Origin of the sequence: uncultured Nitratireductor sp. (assembly GCF_913053745.1) — a bacterium.
GTDB lineage: Bacteria > Pseudomonadota > Alphaproteobacteria > Rhizobiales > Rhizobiaceae > Nitratireductor.
Map to the genome: position 1 here is coordinate 1 of NZ_CAJXGF010000104.1, position 16,829 is coordinate 16,829.

Below are 16,829 nucleotides of genomic sequence, written 5' to 3' on the forward strand. Positions count from 1 at the left end.
CCTTCGGGCCCGAACCGGAAATGGCGGAAAGATCGAGCCCAGATTCCTTCGCCAGACGCCGCGCGAGCGGAGAGGCGCGAACGCCGGACGGCGATGCCGCAGTCGCGGCCGGAGCAGCGGAAACAGGCGCGGTGACCTCGACGGGGACCGGTGCTTCAGCCTTTGCCGGCTCTTCAGCCACGGCCTCAGCGGGCGCAGCGGAAGGGGTGTCGGCGACGGTCTCGCCTTCCTCGTAAATCCATGCAACGACCTCGCCGACCGGAATGTCGATGCCTTCCTTGCCGGTGATGTTGCGAAGGATGCCGGCGGCGGGAGAATCGATCTCCATTGCCGCCTTGTCGGTTTCGATCTCGAACAGGAGATCGCCCTTCTTCACGGTCGCGCCTTCCTCGACATGCCAGGAAGAGATGCGGCCGGTCGCCATATCCATGTCGACCTTGGGCAGGATGACTTCGACAGCCATATCAGCGCGCTCCCGTCGCCAGATCCCGCGCCGCCTTGACGATGCCGTCGACCTGCGGGACCGTCGCCTTCTCCAACTCCGGATTGTAAGGGATCGGCGTTTCCGCACCACCCAGGCGCACGACTGGCGCATCGAGATAATCGAAGGCCTCGCTCTCGGCGATCATCGCCGAGATTTCGGCGCCGACACCGAGTGTCTTCACGCCCTCGTAGACGCACATCAGGCGAGAGGTCTTGCAAACGCTCTCGATGATCGTCTGGCGATCCATCGGACGCACCGTGCGCAGGTCGATGACCTCGACGTCAATACCTTCTTCGGCAAGCTGCTTTGCGGCATCCAGCGCCTTGTGAACCATGATCGAGGTGGCGACGATGGTGAGATCCGCCCCCTCACGCCGCACCTCGGCCTTGCCGATCGGCACCGTGTAATAACCCTCCGGCACCTCGCCCTTCATCTTGTAAAGGATCTTGTGCTCGTAGATCATCACCGGATCGGGATCCTCGATGGCCGCGAGCAGCATGCCTTTCGCATCGTGCGGGGTCGCCGGCTGGATGACCTTGAGGCCCGGCACATGACCAAGCCATGCTTCGAGGCTCTGACTGTGCTGCGCGGCAGCACCCGTACCGGAACCGGCGGGAAAGCGCATGACGCCCGGAACCGAAACGGCACCGCCCAACATGTAGCGCATCTTGGCCGCCTGGTTGACGATCTGCTCCATGGCCAGCGTGGCGAAATCGGAGAATTGAAACTCGAAAATCGGACGCATGCCGGTGACGGCTGCGCCGACCGCGACGCCAGCGCCGCCCAGCTCCGAGATTGGGGTATCCATGACGCGCTCGGGGCCGAAGCGCTCCACCAGATCGCCGGTCACCTGGAAAGCGCCGCCATAGACGCCGATATCCTCGCCCATAAGGAACACGCGCTCATCGCGCTCCATGGCGATGGCCATGGCTTCCTGGATGGCCTGCGCGTAGCTCAGTTCGCGCGTGGCTGTCTCGACTTGCGCGTCCATCAGGCCTGCTCCGTGTAGACGTATTTCTCAAGATTGGCGACTTCCGGCATCGGGCTTTCCTTGGCGAATTCGATACCGGCCTCGATTTCCTTTCGGACGGACTCGCGGATCTCCTCGATTCCGGCCGTATCGATGACACCGAACTCCACAAGCTCCGCCTCAAACGCCTCGATGGGATCGCGTTCGGTCATCCACTCCTCGATCTCTTCCTTGGTGCGGTAGCGGTTGCGGTCGCTCTTGGAGTGGCCGCGATAGCGGTAGGTCTTGCACTCGATGAGCGTTGGCCCCTCGCCATTGCGCGCGCGCTCGGTCGCCTCATGCATGGCCTCGGCCACGTCCGAAACGACGTTGCCGTCAACGATCACACCCGGCATCGCATAGGCGGAAGCACGGTCTGCAATGTTGGGAACCGCCGTCGCACGGGCGACGGAGGTGGACATGCCATAGCCGTTGTTCTCGCAAACGAAGACGACCGGCAGTTTCCAGATGGCGGCCATGTTGAGCGCTTCGTGAAACGCGCCCTCATTGTTCGCGCCATCGCCGAAGAAACAGACGACGACATTGTCGGTCTTCATCTTCTTGGCCGTCAGGGCGGCGCCGACGGCAATCGGCAAACCGCCACCAACGATACCGTTCGCGCCGAGATTGCCAGTCGACACATCGGCGATGTGCATGGAGCCGCCGCGGCCGCGGCAATAGCCGGTGGTCTTGCCGAAGAACTCGGCAAACATCCGCGAAACATCCGCACCCTTGGCGATGCAGTGACCGTGGCCACGGTGCGTCGAGGTGATCTGGTCTTCATCGGAAAGACCGAGGCAGATGCCGACAGCACTCGCCTCCTGTCCGATGGACAGGTGCATCGTGCCGTGGATCAGGCCACGCATGTAGCTTTCTTCAGCACCTTCCTCGAACTGACGGATCAGATACATCTTGCGCAGCGCGTCGCGCAGTTTTTCCTGATCATACTGCCTGTAGATGAAAGGCTGGTTGGCGCCATCGCTTTTCTTGACGCCCTTCTTGGCCGTGGCCGACATATTCACGCTCCTGTTGAGAGTATCGGACCGAAAAGTGGAAACCGGTTTTCGGTTGTTCCGATGCTCCATCAAAAATTGGATCGTCCTCGTGCACGTTCGAACGGTCGCGCGGCGATCTAGCCGTAAACGAGCTTGTCCTGACGCGCACGCAGCTCGGCGATCTTCGAATTGACCGGTGATGCAGCATTGTCGGACGTGATGAGTTCGCCCTTCTTTATGGGCTTGGTGACGGTGCCGCCCTGGAGAAGGCCGCAGGGAATAGCCCCTGCCTCGCGCGCTTCCGGCACCGTCATGATCCATGCGCGGTAGCAATACTCGCCAATCGCATCGAGCGTGTCGCCCGGCTGCATGTCCTTCTTGGCGACGGCGCAGACTTCCGCGACCGGCTTGTCGAGCGGCACCATGTCGGCCTTGCCATAGAGCACGACGCGGGCGCAGGTGAGCGGCACTTCAAGCGAGGTCAGATGATAGGGACGATGGAAGGTGAAGTAGGGGCCCTTGCCCATCTTCAAATCTTCCATGCGCTCCGAAATGCGCGGATGCGACATGTCGGCGACAACGAAGACGCCGGGAGCGACGCCCTTGCCGATGGAATAGTCCACCACGCCGACGCGCGAGAGCACACCGCCATCCTTCTCCGGCACCAGCACGGAGGAAAGCTCGTCCAGCGTCGCCTTGGGGCCATGCATGCCCGGCTTGTCGGGCACGAGACCCGTGGCATTGGCGATGGCCGCCATTTCCACCATGGTCTTCGACCCGTCGACGAACTCGACGAGCATGCGCACATTCATGTTGCGGCGTTCCGCCTCCTCGGCGTAGTCGTCCGGGATTGCATCGATGTTGAGCGGGTTGTTCTTGCCCTTGCCGGCGGCAACGATGGGGTGCCCCATGGCCGAAACGAACTCAATCATCTCCATACAGGAAGATGGTTCGTCCCCCGCACCCAGCGAATAGGTGACGCCCAGACGATCGGCTTCGCTCTTCAGATAGGCACCGATGGTCACATCCGCCTCGACATTCATCATGACGAGATGCTTGCCGTGCTCCATGGCCTTGAGGCCGATTTCGGCGCCGACAGCGGGAACGCCCGTCGCGTCAATCACAACGTCGATCAGGTCGCTCTCGAGGAGGAGATCGGCATTGTCGGTGACGGCAACCTTGCCGGCTTCCATGGTCGCGGTCATGACGGACTGGCTGCCCGCTTCCTTCGCGTGACCTTCTTCCTGATAAGCGATATCCACGGCGCGGCTCGCCGCAGGCAGGTTCAGCTCCGAAATGGCGCCGATTTCAATGCCCGGCATATGAGCGACGCGCGTAACGATATCGGTGCCCATTTCGCCGGAACCCACAAGGCCGATACGAATCGGCTTGCCGGACTTGGCCCGATCCTCGAGATCCCGGGCAAGACCGGTAAGCGCAACATTGGCAGACATTTCTGACCACTCTCCCAGATGGACGTTTCCTCGCAACGAGGCTTATTGAACATCTGTTTTGGTGTCAATACGAATGTCCATTAACAACGCGTCAGCGTGGTGACTTTCCCTCCCAGTCAATGCATCAAGACGAACCGGCCGAGGTTGCCTCTAGGGAAAGCAAAGATCGTAACATTCCAACATTTGTGAACGCTCTGTTTCACATTTCCGATCTGACAGAACGAACAATGGCTTCCTAAATGAGGAACCAGCAAGGGAATAACCCCATGCTGACAGTAATGCCACGTTTTCTCTGACGAAAATGTGAATGGCTTGTTGAAAGCTATCAGGAGTATTGAAAATGAAAACTGTTCTTTCTGCCCTCGTTATTTCTTCATTCGTCGCCGCACCCGCTTTTGCTGTTGAGCCCATCAAAGGAAGCATCAATTTTGATGGTCCTTCTCAGGAAACTCTGAGCAAAACGCCGGTCGGCTCCGTTCTTCAGCACCAATTTACTTCGAACGGAAACGATTATGTCGAGATTTATGTTGTTGGCGCGGACGGTCGTCCGGAACTCGTAAGCCGCACGGCAACGAACAACAGCTAATGCTCGTAAAATCATTTTTGACGAAGGCCCGGACAGCGCTCCGGGCCTTTTTCTATACAGCGGCACCCGCGCCTATCCGTCGACGTTGCTTTGCGAAAGCGAATTATCTGTTGCGCAACACCACGCACGACAAGCCGCCATTCTTGAAGCGGTTGCAAACTCTCACCGCTTCGGAGCGGCTCTGTGCACCGATGCGCACAGCGTAAATCCCGCGCCGACCGCGTGACGAACGCACGCGGGTTATAACCGGTTCATAAGGCTTCAGGAGTGCCGCGTTACGGCGCAGCACCGTTTGCCACAGCCTGATCGCCACGTCGCGGCGAAAGTGCCCAGCAACTTGCACGCCCCAGGGTTTTGTGTGAACGCTGGTCATGGCCATAATCGCGCGCGCGGAGACAGGCAAATCGCGACACGCCGCGTCGAACGCTTTTTCGGGATGGAGCGGTTGAATCTCGGCGACGCGCTCTCGGTCCGAAAACGCGTCAACTGGGGCACCCAGGATCGCCATCACGTAGTTTTCGGTTTCAAGCGGCAGGAACCCGCCTTTGGCAAGCCACCGCGTCACTCTTGCCTCGCCGGCGTTGTAGGCGGCCGCTGCCAAGCCGAGATTGCCGAACTTCTCCTGCAATTCAGCCAGATAGGCAGCCGATGCCGGAATGGCTTTCTCTATGTCGAAAGCATCGTCGAGGCCGCGCAGCGCCGCTGTGCCCGGCATAAATTGTGCCACCCCTTCGGCTCCCTTGGGGCTGACGGCATTCGGATCGAAGCGACTTTCCTTCCACAAAAGGCGCGCCAGAAACGCCGGATCGAAGCGGTTCTTCCGCGCCTGCGTTTCCACCAACCGGCAGATCGAGGCGATCAACTTTGCTTTGTCCGCTTTTTCGTCGCTCTCTTCGGCACCAACCGGGCACGCGCCAAACGCGAGCAAGCCAGCAACGGCCAGAAACCGTATCCACCAGAATGGTCGTGCATGTCGCATAGGCCACCCCATCGCTCTGCAGGAAGCGTAGAGCCGGCAATCGCGGCAAGCAAGCTCCTGAATGGAAACAGGGGAACGGTGCCGATGAAGCGCCGAGGTCGTTCACGCGCAAGTCGAAACCAGACGTCAAGACGCCGGCAGCAACAGCGGCATCAACTGCCCCCGGAAAGCGTGATACTCTGCCCCGTTATGAAACTCGCGGCGGGAGAAGCAAGAAAGACTGCAGCTCCAACCATTTCGTCCGCCTCGCCAGCCCGCCCCATCCAGTTGATCTGTTTCGTGTAAGCCACCCAGCCATCCGGGTCGCCGTTTTTTCGCGCCGCATTCCTGTCGGTGTCTATAAGGCCGGGCGACAAAGTGTTGAGGAGAACGTTGTGCGACGCATACTCACGGGCCTGGCTGCGGATCAGGTTATGTTGCGCCGCCTTGGTGGCGGCATAGGCCGTCACGACGCCCTTGGGGTCATCCTGATTGATCGAGCCGATACTCACCACGCGCCCCCATCCACGTTTCGCCATCGGCGGGAGGCTCGCCTGCAACAGTTCGATCGTCGCGCGCAGATTTACGGCCAACTGAAGTTCGAGCGCTTCATCGGTGAGATCGGCAAGCGACGCATTCACCTGCGCCGACGCATTGATAACGAGAATATCGAGTTGACCGGAACGCTGCTCGACAGTTTCGACGAGGTTTCTCCCCTGCCCTTTTTCGGCAAGGTTACCCCCGATCGCGTGCGCCACACCATCCGCCTGCGCAATCGCTTCACAAGTCGTGCGTGTCGCATCCAGCGTTTGCCCGTGAACGAAACCCTCCGCGCCTGCCGATGCAAGCCCTTTCGCGATTGAAGCCCCGATTCCACGGCTCGACCCCGTAACCAGAGCGACACGCCCACTGAGTCCAAACAAGTTCTCCAATCCGAGCGACATGGCTTACTCCTGCCCCAAAAAACCGGGTGGCAGCCCCTTGGGCCCGGGCGTGCAGGTGAAAAGCCCACCCGACAATGGTGCGTCGTTCAGAACGTTCGCCGGCAAGCGGGTACGCGCCGATGTGATGTAGAGGGTGGAAAGATCCTTTCCGCCGAAAGCAACACTCGTGGGACGAGGAACAGGCAGGTCAATCGTGCAATCAAGATTTCCATCGGGCGTGTAGCGATTGACGCGCCAGCCGTCCCAGATCGCACACCAGACGCCACCCTCCGCGTCTACGCAAATGCCATCGGGCCGACCTTCGTTTTCCGCGATTCGCGCAAATATACGCCGATTGGAGAGCTGCCCTGTCCCAGGCTCGAAATCATAGGCATATACACACCCGGGCACCGTGTCGACGAAGTAGAACGTTCGACGATCGGGACTCCAATCCATACCGTTGGCAACAGTGATGCCGCTCTCCTTGCGCGAGACAACCCCCTCGGGCGTGATACGGTACAATCCGCCCGTGGCCTTGCTCGCATCAAGCCGCATGGAACCGACCCAGATGGAACCGCCAGGACCGATCTTCGCGTCGTTGAGGCGATTGTGGATGATGCCGTTTTCGGGATCCACAAACGTTCTGGTCTTCCCGCTATCGAAATCCAGCCTCTCGATGCCTTCCTGCGACGCGATCAGCAATGATCCGTCGGCGGCAAAAAGCACGGCGCTCACAAGCTTGCCGGTTTCGCAGCTCTCGTTGACTCCCGTGGATGGGAAAAAGCGGTAGACGGCCGGGTGAAGGATGTCGACCCAGTAAAGACATCTCTCACCGGGATGCCAGGCTGGCGCCTCGCCCAGTTGCGCACCCCATGGCAGCGCGCAGGCCAAATCCGCTACAGCTTGCCCCTTTGCGCTGCGAGGACGCGGCCTCGGTGAGATCGCAAAGGAACCGGCGTGGCCCGTAATACGCCGCGCCGCGGCGATCAATTCGCGGCCGGCGGGATGGATGCGGCTCTGGTCCAGTCGATTGGCCGGGCCAAGCACGACAAGGGCGCCGATCGGGCCGCCGTCCTGACCGGATATGGCGCAAGCGACCGAATTCACCCCGGCGAGATGTTCCTCATAGGAAACGGCGTAGCCCCGCGCGCGCGTCAATGTCAGATCGGCCTGAAAGCGTTCCAGGTCGGTAATCGTGTTCGGCAAATGCGCGGAGAATTCGAGCCGATCGATATGGCCTCGCGTTTCGGCCGGATCGAGAAAGGCCAACAGCACCTTCCCTGCAGCCGTACAGTGCAGTGGCACGCGGCGCCCCACATCCACCCGCACACCGAGCCCGTCACCAGAGCGCTCCTCCAGATATTGTACTTGCTCGCCATCCAAACGACACAGCGCAACCGTCTCGCCAAGCTCGCGTGAAAGGCGCTCCAGCTCGGGACCGGCGGCTGCCTGAAGGTCGAACGTATCCCAGACGCGGTGCGACATCTCCAGAAAGCGGCGGCCGAGCGAATAGGTCCCCTTCTTTTCGTCCTTTGCAACGAGATCGAAGGCCACCAGCGTGTTCAGGATGCGAGCGAAGGTCGGCTTCGGCAGGTCAGATTGCCGCAAAAGATCCGCAAATCGCTGTGGACCTTCAGCTTCGGCGACAAGTTCGAGAACGGTCAGCCCCTTGACCAGGGCACCAGTGCCTGCCGGAACCTCCCGTTCCATTCCCATCACCCCTTCAGACGTGCCTTGCGCGCTTCGCCCGCTTCAACCAGCATTCTGTCGATCGTCCACTGCGGGACATAACCCAATGTCTCGCGAATCTTACGGTTCGACGTTTCGTAGTACACGCCAGCCCCCGGAAGATCGACGGTAACGACAGGATATCCGGTTATCTCCGACATCTTTTCCACGAGCGGCGTGAAATCCACCGGGTCCGTTGCGCCGAGATTGAAAACGCCGCCGGCGGCACGCTCATCCTCCACGGCGAGAACCAGTCCGGCGACCATGTCCCGGGTTTCGGTAATATGCATGCGAAACGGGCGGCCTTGCTCGTTTCGGGCGAGAATGTGCGCCGCCGCCCCGGTATCGAAACCACGCAACAGCTTAGCCACGGCCATATTGCCGAAACGCTCCTGCTGCCGGATACGCGGCTTCAGGAAGAAACGCGGTCCCGAGAAAAAACTGTCTTCGTCGAGCAGTTCGCTTGCGTTCTGTGTATGCGAAAACCGCAGGATAACCGTTTCCATGGTGCCACGCCGCTGATGAAAACCGACAAGCTCCTCCCCAAGGAGCTTGGTGAGGCCATAGGGTGAGGTCGGCCGCAGAGGATGCTCCTCGGTGATGGGGAGAACACATGGATCGTTTTCGGGATAAACTTCTCCGCTGCTGGCGAAAACGAAACGCCGGACACCGCTTGCGGCCGCAGCCTCCAGAAGGCGCCGTGTGCCATCGACATTGGCCCTGAACATCGCATCCGCGTCTTGTGGACTCCAGGACATGAAAGCGCCCAGATGCACAACAACATCGACGCCTTCGACGGCGCGCCGGCAGGCGTCCGCATCGTCGAACGACCCCACCACTTCGCTGTAACCGCTTTCGCGCGAACCACCGGCGTTCAGATCGAAACCGCGCACGGTATGCCCGCGCCTTTGCAATTCATCGACCATGGACGAGCCAACGCGACCGGCGGAGCCGGTAATCAGTATCTGCATAACTTAAAGTGCCTGTTCGGTTTCTGGATCGAAGAGAGAGAGGTTTTGAGGATCGAACGAAAGTTGAAGTTCCTGGTCCTCGGCAATCACGCCCGAATGCGAAATCCTGGCGATCAACCCCTTGCTGCGGTCGTCGTCCCCACCACCGGAAGCATGATGATGCGGATCCTGAAAATAGACGTACTTCTCCGAACCCAAGCTTTCGACAAGCGTGGGCTGGATCTTGAAGTCCGCCTCGTGCGTCTTTCCAAGCGCCATATATTCCGGGCGTAGCCCGACGATCACGTTCTTTCTTCCATCAACCCGTTTCCGATCGATATCAATTTCCGTGCCCAGCATCGAAAGCCTGCCGCCGGCGATCTCCGCCTTTACGAAATTCATCCCCGGAGAACCTATGAAGCCGGCAGCAAACAGATTGGTCGGGCTGCGAAACAACTCGTCGGGACTCGCGATCTGCTGAATGACACCATCGCGCATGAGCACCACGCGGTCCGCCATGGTCATCGCCTCGATCTGATCGTGAGTGACGTAGACCGTCGTTACACCCAGACGATTGTGCAGGGCGCTGATTTCCGCCCGCATCTGAACCCGAAGCTTGGCATCGAGATTGGACAGAGGCTCGTCCATGAGAAAGGCCTGGGGTTCCCGCACAATGGCACGTCCCAACGCGACGCGCTGTCTCTGACCTCCCGAAAGGGCTTTGGGTTTACGTTCAAGCAGGTGCGAAACGCCGAGCGTCTCGGCGGCGTCGGAAACACGCCGTTCGATTTGCGCTTTCGACATGCCGCGCATCCTGAGGCCGAAGCCGATGTTCTGCGCGACGGTTAGATGCGGATACAGCGCGTAATTCTGAAAAACCATCGCGATGTCGCGACCACCGGGAGCCACATCGGTCACATCCCGATCTCCAAGGAGCACGCGCCCCCCGGATGCCGGCTCCAATCCGGCGAGGATCTTGAGCATGGTGGACTTACCGCAGCCGGAGGGTCCAACCAGGACAACGAACTCGCCATCCTCGATCTCGAGCGAGAACGGCTTCAGCACGTTCAGAGCGCCGTAATCCTTGTGAACGTTGTCGATCGTAATGCTGGCCATTCTATTTCTCCGCTCCTGCGGTCAAACCTCCCACAAGGTAGCGTTCGAGGAAGAGGTAAATGATGATGATGGGAAGCGCGACGAAGACGGCAGCCGCAGAAATCTCGTTCCAGTCCGTCGTATATTCCCCGCGCATGGTTGCGATGCCCAGATTGGCCGTCCAACTGTCCTGCGAATTGATCAGGAAAGTCCGCGCATAGGCGTAATCGGCCCAACTGAGAACAAAGGCGTAGAGAGCGGTCGCTGCCAGACCGGGCGTGGAAACCGGAAGTATCACACGCCACAGGGCACCAAGCGGCGAGCAGCCATCGACCATTGCCGCCTGTTCCAGCTCGCGCGGTATGGTGTCGAAGTACCCCTTCAGCATCCATGTGGTGAACGGGATAATCAGTGTCGCGTGAGCCAGCACGAGGGTCCAAAGATTTCCGATCATGCCAAGCTGACGAAAGATGGCGAACAATGGAATGACGAGAAGTGTCGCCGGCAACATCTTTGCGGTCAGGATGAACAGACCCAGCCCGTGCCCGCCTCGGACGTTGAAGCGAGAGAGCGCGTAACCGGCCAGAACAGACACCACCATGGAAAGGGCGACGGAGCCAAGCGCGGCCAATGCCGAGTTCAGCAGCCAAAGGGGAATCGGCCGTTCATTCCAGACTTTCGTGAACACGCCCCACTGCGGCATTTCGGGCCAGAAGCTCGGCGGCAGACCGGACAGTTCCACCGTGGTCGACAGAGCCGTCACAATCAGCCAGTAGACCGGGAACAGGATGATGACGAGCGTGACGACAACGCACGCATAGAGAAGGAAGGTTTGAAGCGGGCTACGTTTCATCTTCAACACTCCTCAATACAGGGCCTTGGAGCCGCGTCCGAGCATCGCCAGACTGGCGACCACGCAGATGATCAAGGTGACGATTCCGACTGCAGAGGCGTAGCCGAACTTGAAGAAGCCGAACGCCTGATCATACGTCATGATCGAGAGGGTCTGCGTGCTCTTCAGGGGGCCGCCTTCGGTGAGAACCTTGATGATAGAAAAGTCACGGAACACCCACAGCATGACCAGAACGAGCGTAACGCCGAGAACCGGCATGAGGCACGGAATGGTAATCCAGCGAAAGCGCTGCAGCGCGTTCGCGCCATCCACCTTCGCCGCCGCATAGTAGTCCGTGGGGATCGACTGGAGGCCGGCCAGCGTCATGATCGAGACGAAAGGAAAACCTTTCCAGATCATCGTCACGGTCAGCGCCCAGAAGGCGGCGCCCGGCGTAGACATCCATGCGACCATTCCGTCTGCAAGACCGAGCTTTACCAGAATCCAGCTCATCAGACCGAACGAACTGTCGAAAATCCAGGCGAAGATCACCACTGCGATCACTTCCGGCACCGCCCATGGCAGCGCCACAGCAATGCGAGCGAGCGTCCGCCCGGCGAATCTTTGGTTGACCAGCAAAGCCGTGGAGACACCGACAATCAGGCTTCCAACCGTCACGGCCGCGACGAGCTTCAGCGTCACCCAGCACGCCATCCAGAATTCGGAGGAAGAGAAGAGGCGTTGGTAGTTGGTCAACGTGAACGGTTTTCTGGTCTCGCCGATCCTTGGCAGTTTTACATCCTGAAACGACAGGTCGAGCGAGATAAGCAAGGGATAGGCGATGATCAGAAGCACAAGGAAAACCGCTGGTGCGAGCAGCAGATATCCAAGGATATGCTGGCGGCTCGGCCTTGCGAGATCGAAAATTCCGGACTTTGACATGATGCGGTTCCGAGAAAACATGAGATGCCGACAGCCGGCGGCGCACGGCACCGCCGGCTGTTGACTGTTTTGTTCAGCCGTTCTGGATGGCTTCGGCCTTTTCCTGCATGGTTTTGACCACGTCGGCCGGGTCGAGATCCTCGATCAACATGCGCTGAACCTCTTCCTGCACCATCTTGCCGAACTCTCCATACTGAATTTCGAGCCCCGTCGGAATGCGGTCTATACCGGCAGCAGCGGCAGCTTTTTGCGTATCGACGATGATCTGGAAGTGAGGCACATCCTTCTCCACGCCCGAAACATCGGCTGCAGGGCTGGGCGGTGTGTTGCCGGCCACAGTGGCGTAACTGCGCTGGAACTCCGGCGACATGGTTATCTTGATGAAATCCCAGACCAGTTCCTTCTGCTCGTCGGAGATTTCACTGGCCATGCCCAACACGTTGGACGAACCGCCCAAGGGCGGATTGAAAGGCGGTTTCGCTACTTCGAGAACATCCGCAGCAGCGCCTTCTTCCATCGTTCCGTATAGCCATGGCCCGTCGAGCCGCATGGCGATTTTGCCGTCGGCAAAAAGTTTACGGACATCGCCGGCCGACATGTCCACCGGCGTCAGCCCCTCTTCGACGACGGTTTTCCAACGTGTCAGCCCTTCGACCATTTCAGGTGTGTCGATGGTGATGTTGCCATCCTTGTCCGTCCAGTAGGCACCCGCGTCGAGGATGTAGTTCAACATCTCCGTGAGATACTGGCCGGCGCCGCCCTTGGTCTCGTGCCCGGTCCCAAACTGATCGGTGATTCCGTCACCATTCAGGTCCTTCGTGGTCGCTCGCGCAGCGTCGAGAAACTCCTCGTAATTGGTCGGAACCTCGACATTCGCGTCGGCAAGGATCTGCGGATTATAGGCCATCATGAAACCGAAATAGAGCATCATGATGCAGGCGGTTTCATCGTTCCACCGGCAGGTCCCCTGCCCGGCCCAGCCGGCAAGATCGATGCCGTCTTTCTCCAACCAGGGATCGAGGTTCTCCATCCAGCCATTCTCGGCGAAGTTCTGATATTCGAACGAGGCCAGATGGACGATGTGCGGCGGCTGGCCGCCGGCGAAAAGCGTGGTCATCGTGTCGGCATAGCTCGCACGTTCAACCTTGGTGAACTCGATTGTAACGCCCGGATGCTCGGCTTCGAATTTCTCGATCGCCGCCTTCCACCAATCGCCCATACCGCCGTCATCGACTTGCCACGATACGAATTTCAAAGTCTCGGCGGCCGCCGGCAGTGCAGCGACCGACGTCATGAGACCAGCGGTGAGCGCCGCGAGTGCGGCGGATTTGATCAGGGTTTTCATTTGGGTCTCCTCCCGTTTTCCTCGATCATATGGGTTGAAGTAGCGCCAGTGCCTCCTTGGAAAGCTCAACGCCGAGCCCGGCGCCCTGCGGAACCGTGTAGACGCCAGCCTTGCACTCCATGCCCCCGTTCAGGAGCTTGCGGTTCGGTTCAAAAATCGAATGCTGAAATTCATGCGCCGTCACGGCATCGAGCGAAGCGCTCGCCTGCAGACTGGCGGCCAGGAAAATGCCTGCGCCAATCGTCGCGTGCGGAATGACTTCCAGACCATGCTGCTCGGCAAGTTGACCGATGCGCATGAAATTTGTGATGCCCTTATGACCCATTTCCGGCTGCACGATGGACAGGGTGCATCTCCCGATCCGGTGCAGCATGTCGTAGTGGGTGCGCCATTCCTCGCCCACGGCAATCGGAACCGGCGAATAGGTGCAGACGGCTTCCAGCCCTGCAATGTCCTCTGTACGGACCGGAGCTTCCGCAAACCACAGGCCATGGGGTTCCATCGCGCGTATCAGATCGAGAGCTTCTTCACTCGTCTGGTTCCAGTGCATGTCGGCCGCGATGCGCACCCGATCGCCAAGCGCTTTACGCAAGGCCGCGAGCTCACAGGCGGGGCCGTCATCGGCCACCGGGGTCGCGAACTTGAAGGCGTTGAAGCCCCGCTCCAGCCATGTCTCGGCCAGGACGACACGCCGTGCCAGTGTCTTTTCCGGCAGTCCGGAAACATAGGCCGGGATGGTATCGCGAACCTGCTTGCCGAGCAGTTTCGAAACGGGTTTTCCGGCCAGTTTTCCGGCAATGTCCCAAAGTGCGATGTCAATTGCAGCCAACGCGTCCACATAGAACCCGCCCGTATACCCCCGCACACGCATCAAATCGTAGAGCCGGTCATAGATGTCGGAAGGGTTCGCCGGATCGCTGCCTATTGTGAAATCGGCAAGAAGATCGCCAATGATCGCACCCACGGCGCCCGGCGCCACAAGTCCGTAGGTTTCCCCCCAGCCGACAACACCGTTGCGTGTCTCGATGCGCACCAGAACGGAACGGTCGAAGATCGGATAGACGGTCCTGTTACCCTTGCGAACAAGATAGCCTCTCGCATTGGGTTGCTCGCCATCCCGCGCCACGCCGAGATAAGGCGTTTCACGCGGAAGCGTGAGAGCAAATGTCTCGACTGACTTGACGCTGTCGCTCATTCGGCCGCCGACCTCGCATTTTGTGAACCGCTCACGATATCCAACTCGGCGAGATTGGCATCGATATCGGCGATTGCATGCTTGTCGAGCTGCGGTGTGCGTGCACGAACGGACGCATTGTGCAAAACACCCCGACGCATGAGAACATGCTTGGTCAAACGCATGCGGTACAATGCCTGAAGCGTCAGAAGAGGCAGCGTTCGCACATAAACGTCCCGCGCTTCGGCCGTTTCTCCACTGCGCCACGCGTCATCGAGCGCGACATGAAAATCCGCAATCTCCAGTGCCGGCATCGCCGCACAGGCGCCGCGACCGTACTCATCGAGAATATAGCGCGCACCTCCGCCGCCGATCACTCCTTTCAGCGTATCCGGTGCATTGCTCAGAATATGCGTGATTGCGGGGCCAGCCGGGAGAGTTTCCTCCTTGACGTAGGTCACTTGAGGAATGACCCGCGCAACGAACACGATCGCTTCCGGCGCGATATCGGAACCGCGCGGCGCAGGTGCATTTTGCAAGATGATCTCCATCGTCGGCAGGGCCGATGCCACAGCTCCCATAAACTCCACCACCGCCGCAGCCGCATTCCCGATCTTGGTCGGGGGCTGGATCATCAGGTGACGAACGCCCAAAGAACGTGCCGCCTGTCCGTATTCGACAACCGCCTCGACGGATTCCGCGCTTGCGCCCGCCACCACAGGCATCGCCTCCGGCGCCGCCTTCACCACGGTCGAAAGCAACAACTGACGCTCGTCCGCTGACAATTCGGAGACTTCGCTGGCGAAACCCGGAAACACCATGCCCTGAACACCGCACGCCGCAGCGAAATCGACCAGACGCACCATGGCAGAAGCGTCGCAGTCGCCGTTTTGGTCAAAAGGCGAAGGGAGGACTGGAAATATACCTCGGAGCGTCATATTAGGTCCACATTATGATACAATATTATTACTATTTGAACCTAGCGGAAAATCCCTTCAGATGCAACCGGCCTCAAAGCAGGGCGGATCTTCCGAAATGACTGAATGTCAATTCGCCTGAACCAAAACGCGTCACGAGAGCTGAACGATTTCACACTCGACCGTAGTCGAACGCGGCTCGTTCGAAACGGCATGGAATCGGCGAGCGGATGCGGGCGTCTCGACCAGACGCCCGCACCGGACACCGCATATCGATAAGAACGGAAATCTGGCCTGACCGGGCCTCAGACAAGGAATTGAAGAAATTTCCCGATATCAGGAAAACCGTCGCAACTGATCGTGTCCGATCACAGCCGCACAAACCGCCCCATTTCGGGCCGATCGGAGATTGCGAAGGTCACGCGCGCGGAAGGGGCGTTACTTATCCGGCCCCGCCGCCGTTGTTGATCGGGCCGCGTCAACGGACGTCATAATCCTCACATCTGATCTCAACGCTTTCGCGTGTCGAAATGGCCTCTTGCGCTGCAAGCCCCATCACGACCGCCTTCAGGCCATCGGACAGAGAGACCTCCGGATCACCGCCTTCCCGCAGCATTCTATTGAAACGCTGGTGCTGCACAAAGGTCGAGCCGTGATGGTCACCGCGTTTCAGGAGTTCGGGGTCGACTTCGATGGTCTCCACCATTTCCGCATGTTTCTTCCGGTTCGCTACAACGAACTCGGCATTCTTGTGCCGACCGTCGGGTTCGAACCGGCCTGGACCGGGGACACGCGCTTCAAGGAGCGCCTGGGTGCCGATGGCGCTGACGCGCTCCTGAAAATGAGAGCCTTCCGCAAACATGCACAGTTCGAGCATGGCGCTGACGCCATTGGTAAACTCGACGAGCGTAAAGGCATGATCGAGAACATCCGGCACACTGCCGTCGTAACGCTCGTCAAGATGATTGATCGCCTGGCCGCCGATGGACTGGACGCGAACCGGCTCACTGCCGGTCATCAGCCGCATGAGATCGAAGAAGTGACAGCACTTCTCGACCAGCGTACCGCCGGAAGAGGCGTTGAATCGATTCCATGAGCCGACTTTCTCAAGGAACGGATAACGTCGCTCGACGATGGAGACCATCTTGAGATCGCCCGAGCGCCCTGCCTGCAATTCTTCCAACAAGCGGGAGACCCCCGGCATGTAGCGGTATTCCATCGCCACCCAAATCGGCGCGCGCGCTTCGCTTGCTTTCACGGCGATGCGCCTGGCCTGCTCCAGGTCCTTCACCACGGGTTTCTCGATAAGGACCGGCCGTCCATCGTCGATCAACCGCTCGAGAATTTCTGCATGGGTATGATTGGGCGAGGCCACGAGAAACGCATCCGCATCGGTTCGGGCGAGCAAATCGCGCGCATCGGCGTGGAGCGCCACAC

The 16,829-nt window shown here is 59.5% G+C and carries 16 protein-coding genes; 1 reads left to right on the plus strand and 15 read right to left on the minus strand.

What is annotated here, in order from left to right; genetic code table 11:
- The 4 genes from QZ638_RS16080 to QZ638_RS16095 all read right to left on the minus strand — a co-directional run.
- The coding region (locus tag QZ638_RS16080; protein WP_295812537.1) for a biotin/lipoyl-containing protein at positions 1–463 on the minus strand (463 nt) is incomplete at its 3' end.
- A gap of 1 nt (position 464) precedes the next feature.
- Positions 465–1,475, minus strand: a complete 1,011-nt coding sequence (locus QZ638_RS16085) for an alpha-ketoacid dehydrogenase subunit beta (protein WP_295812539.1) — start codon at positions 1,473–1,475, stop codon at positions 465–467.
- Positions 1,475–2,509 (minus strand): thiamine pyrophosphate-dependent dehydrogenase E1 component subunit alpha, encoded by a 1,035-nt coding sequence (locus QZ638_RS16090; RefSeq protein WP_295812542.1) that lies wholly within the window; start codon positions 2,507–2,509, stop codon positions 1,475–1,477. Before QZ638_RS16090 ends, QZ638_RS16085 begins: the two co-directional genes overlap by 1 nt.
- A gap of 116 nt (positions 2,510–2,625) precedes the next feature.
- Positions 2,626–3,942: an NAD(P)H-dependent oxidoreductase gene (locus QZ638_RS16095; protein ID WP_295812545.1), complete on the minus strand. Its 1,317-nt coding sequence runs from the start codon at positions 3,940–3,942 to the stop codon at positions 2,626–2,628.
- A 340-nt stretch (positions 3,943–4,282) separates the two neighbouring features.
- On the opposite strand from QZ638_RS16095, the gene QZ638_RS16100 reads away from it, so the two are divergent.
- A complete protein-coding gene (locus QZ638_RS16100; protein WP_295812547.1) occupies positions 4,283–4,528 on the plus strand; it encodes a hypothetical protein in 246 nt (81 codons plus the stop codon).
- 103 nt (positions 4,529–4,631) lie between these two features.
- Here QZ638_RS16100 and QZ638_RS16105 read toward each other — a convergent pair whose 3' ends face one another.
- The 11 genes from QZ638_RS16105 to QZ638_RS16155 all read right to left on the minus strand — a co-directional run.
- Complete coding sequence (locus QZ638_RS16105) at positions 4,632–5,507, minus strand: lytic transglycosylase domain-containing protein (protein WP_295812549.1); 876 nt, start codon at positions 5,505–5,507, stop codon at positions 4,632–4,634.
- A gap of 152 nt (positions 5,508–5,659) precedes the next feature.
- Positions 5,660–6,430 carry an SDR family NAD(P)-dependent oxidoreductase gene (locus QZ638_RS16110; protein ID WP_295812551.1) on the minus strand — a complete coding sequence of 257 codons (771 nt, stop codon included), beginning with the start codon at positions 6,428–6,430 and terminating at the stop codon, positions 5,660–5,662.
- 3 nt (positions 6,431–6,433) lie between these two features.
- On the minus strand, positions 6,434–8,119 hold the full coding sequence (locus QZ638_RS16115; protein ID WP_295812555.1) for an SMP-30/gluconolactonase/LRE family protein: 1,686 nt from the start codon (positions 8,117–8,119) through the stop codon (positions 6,434–6,436).
- 5 nt (positions 8,120–8,124) lie between these two features.
- A complete protein-coding gene (locus QZ638_RS16120) occupies positions 8,125–9,108 on the minus strand; it encodes an NAD(P)-dependent oxidoreductase (RefSeq protein ID WP_295812557.1) in 984 nt (327 codons plus the stop codon).
- A 3-nt stretch (positions 9,109–9,111) separates the two neighbouring features.
- A complete protein-coding gene (locus QZ638_RS16125) occupies positions 9,112–10,203 on the minus strand; it encodes an ABC transporter ATP-binding protein (RefSeq protein ID WP_295812559.1) in 1,092 nt (363 codons plus the stop codon).
- A gap of 1 nt (position 10,204) precedes the next feature.
- Positions 10,205–11,035, minus strand: coding sequence for a carbohydrate ABC transporter permease (locus tag QZ638_RS16130; protein WP_295812561.1), 831 nt, complete (start codon positions 11,033–11,035; stop codon positions 10,205–10,207).
- A 12-nt stretch (positions 11,036–11,047) separates the two neighbouring features.
- Entirely contained in the window at positions 11,048–11,956 is a 909-nt protein-coding gene (locus QZ638_RS16135) for a carbohydrate ABC transporter permease (RefSeq protein ID WP_295812563.1), read from the minus strand.
- A 73-nt stretch (positions 11,957–12,029) separates the two neighbouring features.
- A complete protein-coding gene (locus tag QZ638_RS16140; RefSeq protein ID WP_295812566.1) occupies positions 12,030–13,301 on the minus strand; it encodes a sugar ABC transporter substrate-binding protein in 1,272 nt (423 codons plus the stop codon).
- 25 nt (positions 13,302–13,326) lie between these two features.
- Complete coding sequence (locus QZ638_RS16145) at positions 13,327–14,496, minus strand: mandelate racemase/muconate lactonizing enzyme family protein (RefSeq protein ID WP_295812569.1); 1,170 nt, start codon at positions 14,494–14,496, stop codon at positions 13,327–13,329.
- Positions 14,493–15,413 carry a dihydrodipicolinate synthase family protein gene (locus QZ638_RS16150; protein ID WP_295812571.1) on the minus strand — a complete coding sequence of 307 codons (921 nt, stop codon included), beginning with the start codon at positions 15,411–15,413 and terminating at the stop codon, positions 14,493–14,495. The genes QZ638_RS16145 and QZ638_RS16150 overlap by 4 nt, the downstream gene beginning before the upstream one ends.
- A 457-nt stretch (positions 15,414–15,870) precedes the next feature.
- A partial coding sequence (locus QZ638_RS16155; protein WP_295812574.1) for a Gfo/Idh/MocA family oxidoreductase occupies positions 15,871–16,829 on the minus strand: 959 nt, incomplete at its 5' end.

Excerpts from the sequence above, each read along its gene's own strand:
- QZ638_RS16135 (WP_295812563.1), bottom strand. The coding sequence starts at position 11,956 with ATGTCAAAGTCCGGAATTTTCGATCTCGCAAGGCCGAGCCGCCAGCAT.
- QZ638_RS16145 (WP_295812569.1), bottom strand. The coding sequence starts at position 14,496 with ATGAGCGACAGCGTCAAGTCAGTCGAGACATTTGCTCTCACGCTTCCG.
- QZ638_RS16090 (WP_295812542.1), bottom strand. The coding sequence starts at position 2,509 with ATGTCGGCCACGGCCAAGAAGGGCGTCAAGAAAAGCGATGGCGCCAAC.
- QZ638_RS16150 (WP_295812571.1), bottom strand. The coding sequence starts at position 15,413 with ATGACGCTCCGAGGTATATTTCCAGTCCTCCCTTCGCCTTTTGACCAA.
- QZ638_RS16105 (WP_295812549.1), bottom strand. The coding sequence starts at position 5,507 with ATGCGACATGCACGACCATTCTGGTGGATACGGTTTCTGGCCGTTGCT.
- QZ638_RS16110 (WP_295812551.1), bottom strand. The coding sequence starts at position 6,430 with ATGTCGCTCGGATTGGAGAACTTGTTTGGACTCAGTGGGCGTGTCGCT.
- QZ638_RS16100 (WP_295812547.1), top strand. The coding sequence starts at position 4,283 with ATGAAAACTGTTCTTTCTGCCCTCGTTATTTCTTCATTCGTCGCCGCA.
- QZ638_RS16130 (WP_295812561.1), bottom strand. The coding sequence starts at position 11,035 with ATGAAACGTAGCCCGCTTCAAACCTTCCTTCTCTATGCGTGCGTTGTC.
- QZ638_RS16095 (WP_295812545.1), bottom strand. The coding sequence starts at position 3,942 with ATGTCTGCCAATGTTGCGCTTACCGGTCTTGCCCGGGATCTCGAGGAT.
- QZ638_RS16125 (WP_295812559.1), bottom strand. The coding sequence starts at position 10,203 with ATGGCCAGCATTACGATCGACAACGTTCACAAGGATTACGGCGCTCTG.
- QZ638_RS16120 (WP_295812557.1), bottom strand. The coding sequence starts at position 9,108 with ATGCAGATACTGATTACCGGCTCCGCCGGTCGCGTTGGCTCGTCCATG.
- QZ638_RS16140 (WP_295812566.1), bottom strand. The coding sequence starts at position 13,301 with ATGAAAACCCTGATCAAATCCGCCGCACTCGCGGCGCTCACCGCTGGT.
- QZ638_RS16115 (WP_295812555.1), bottom strand. The coding sequence starts at position 8,119 with ATGGAACGGGAGGTTCCGGCAGGCACTGGTGCCCTGGTCAAGGGGCTG.
- QZ638_RS16085 (WP_295812539.1), bottom strand. The coding sequence starts at position 1,475 with ATGGACGCGCAAGTCGAGACAGCCACGCGCGAACTGAGCTACGCGCAG.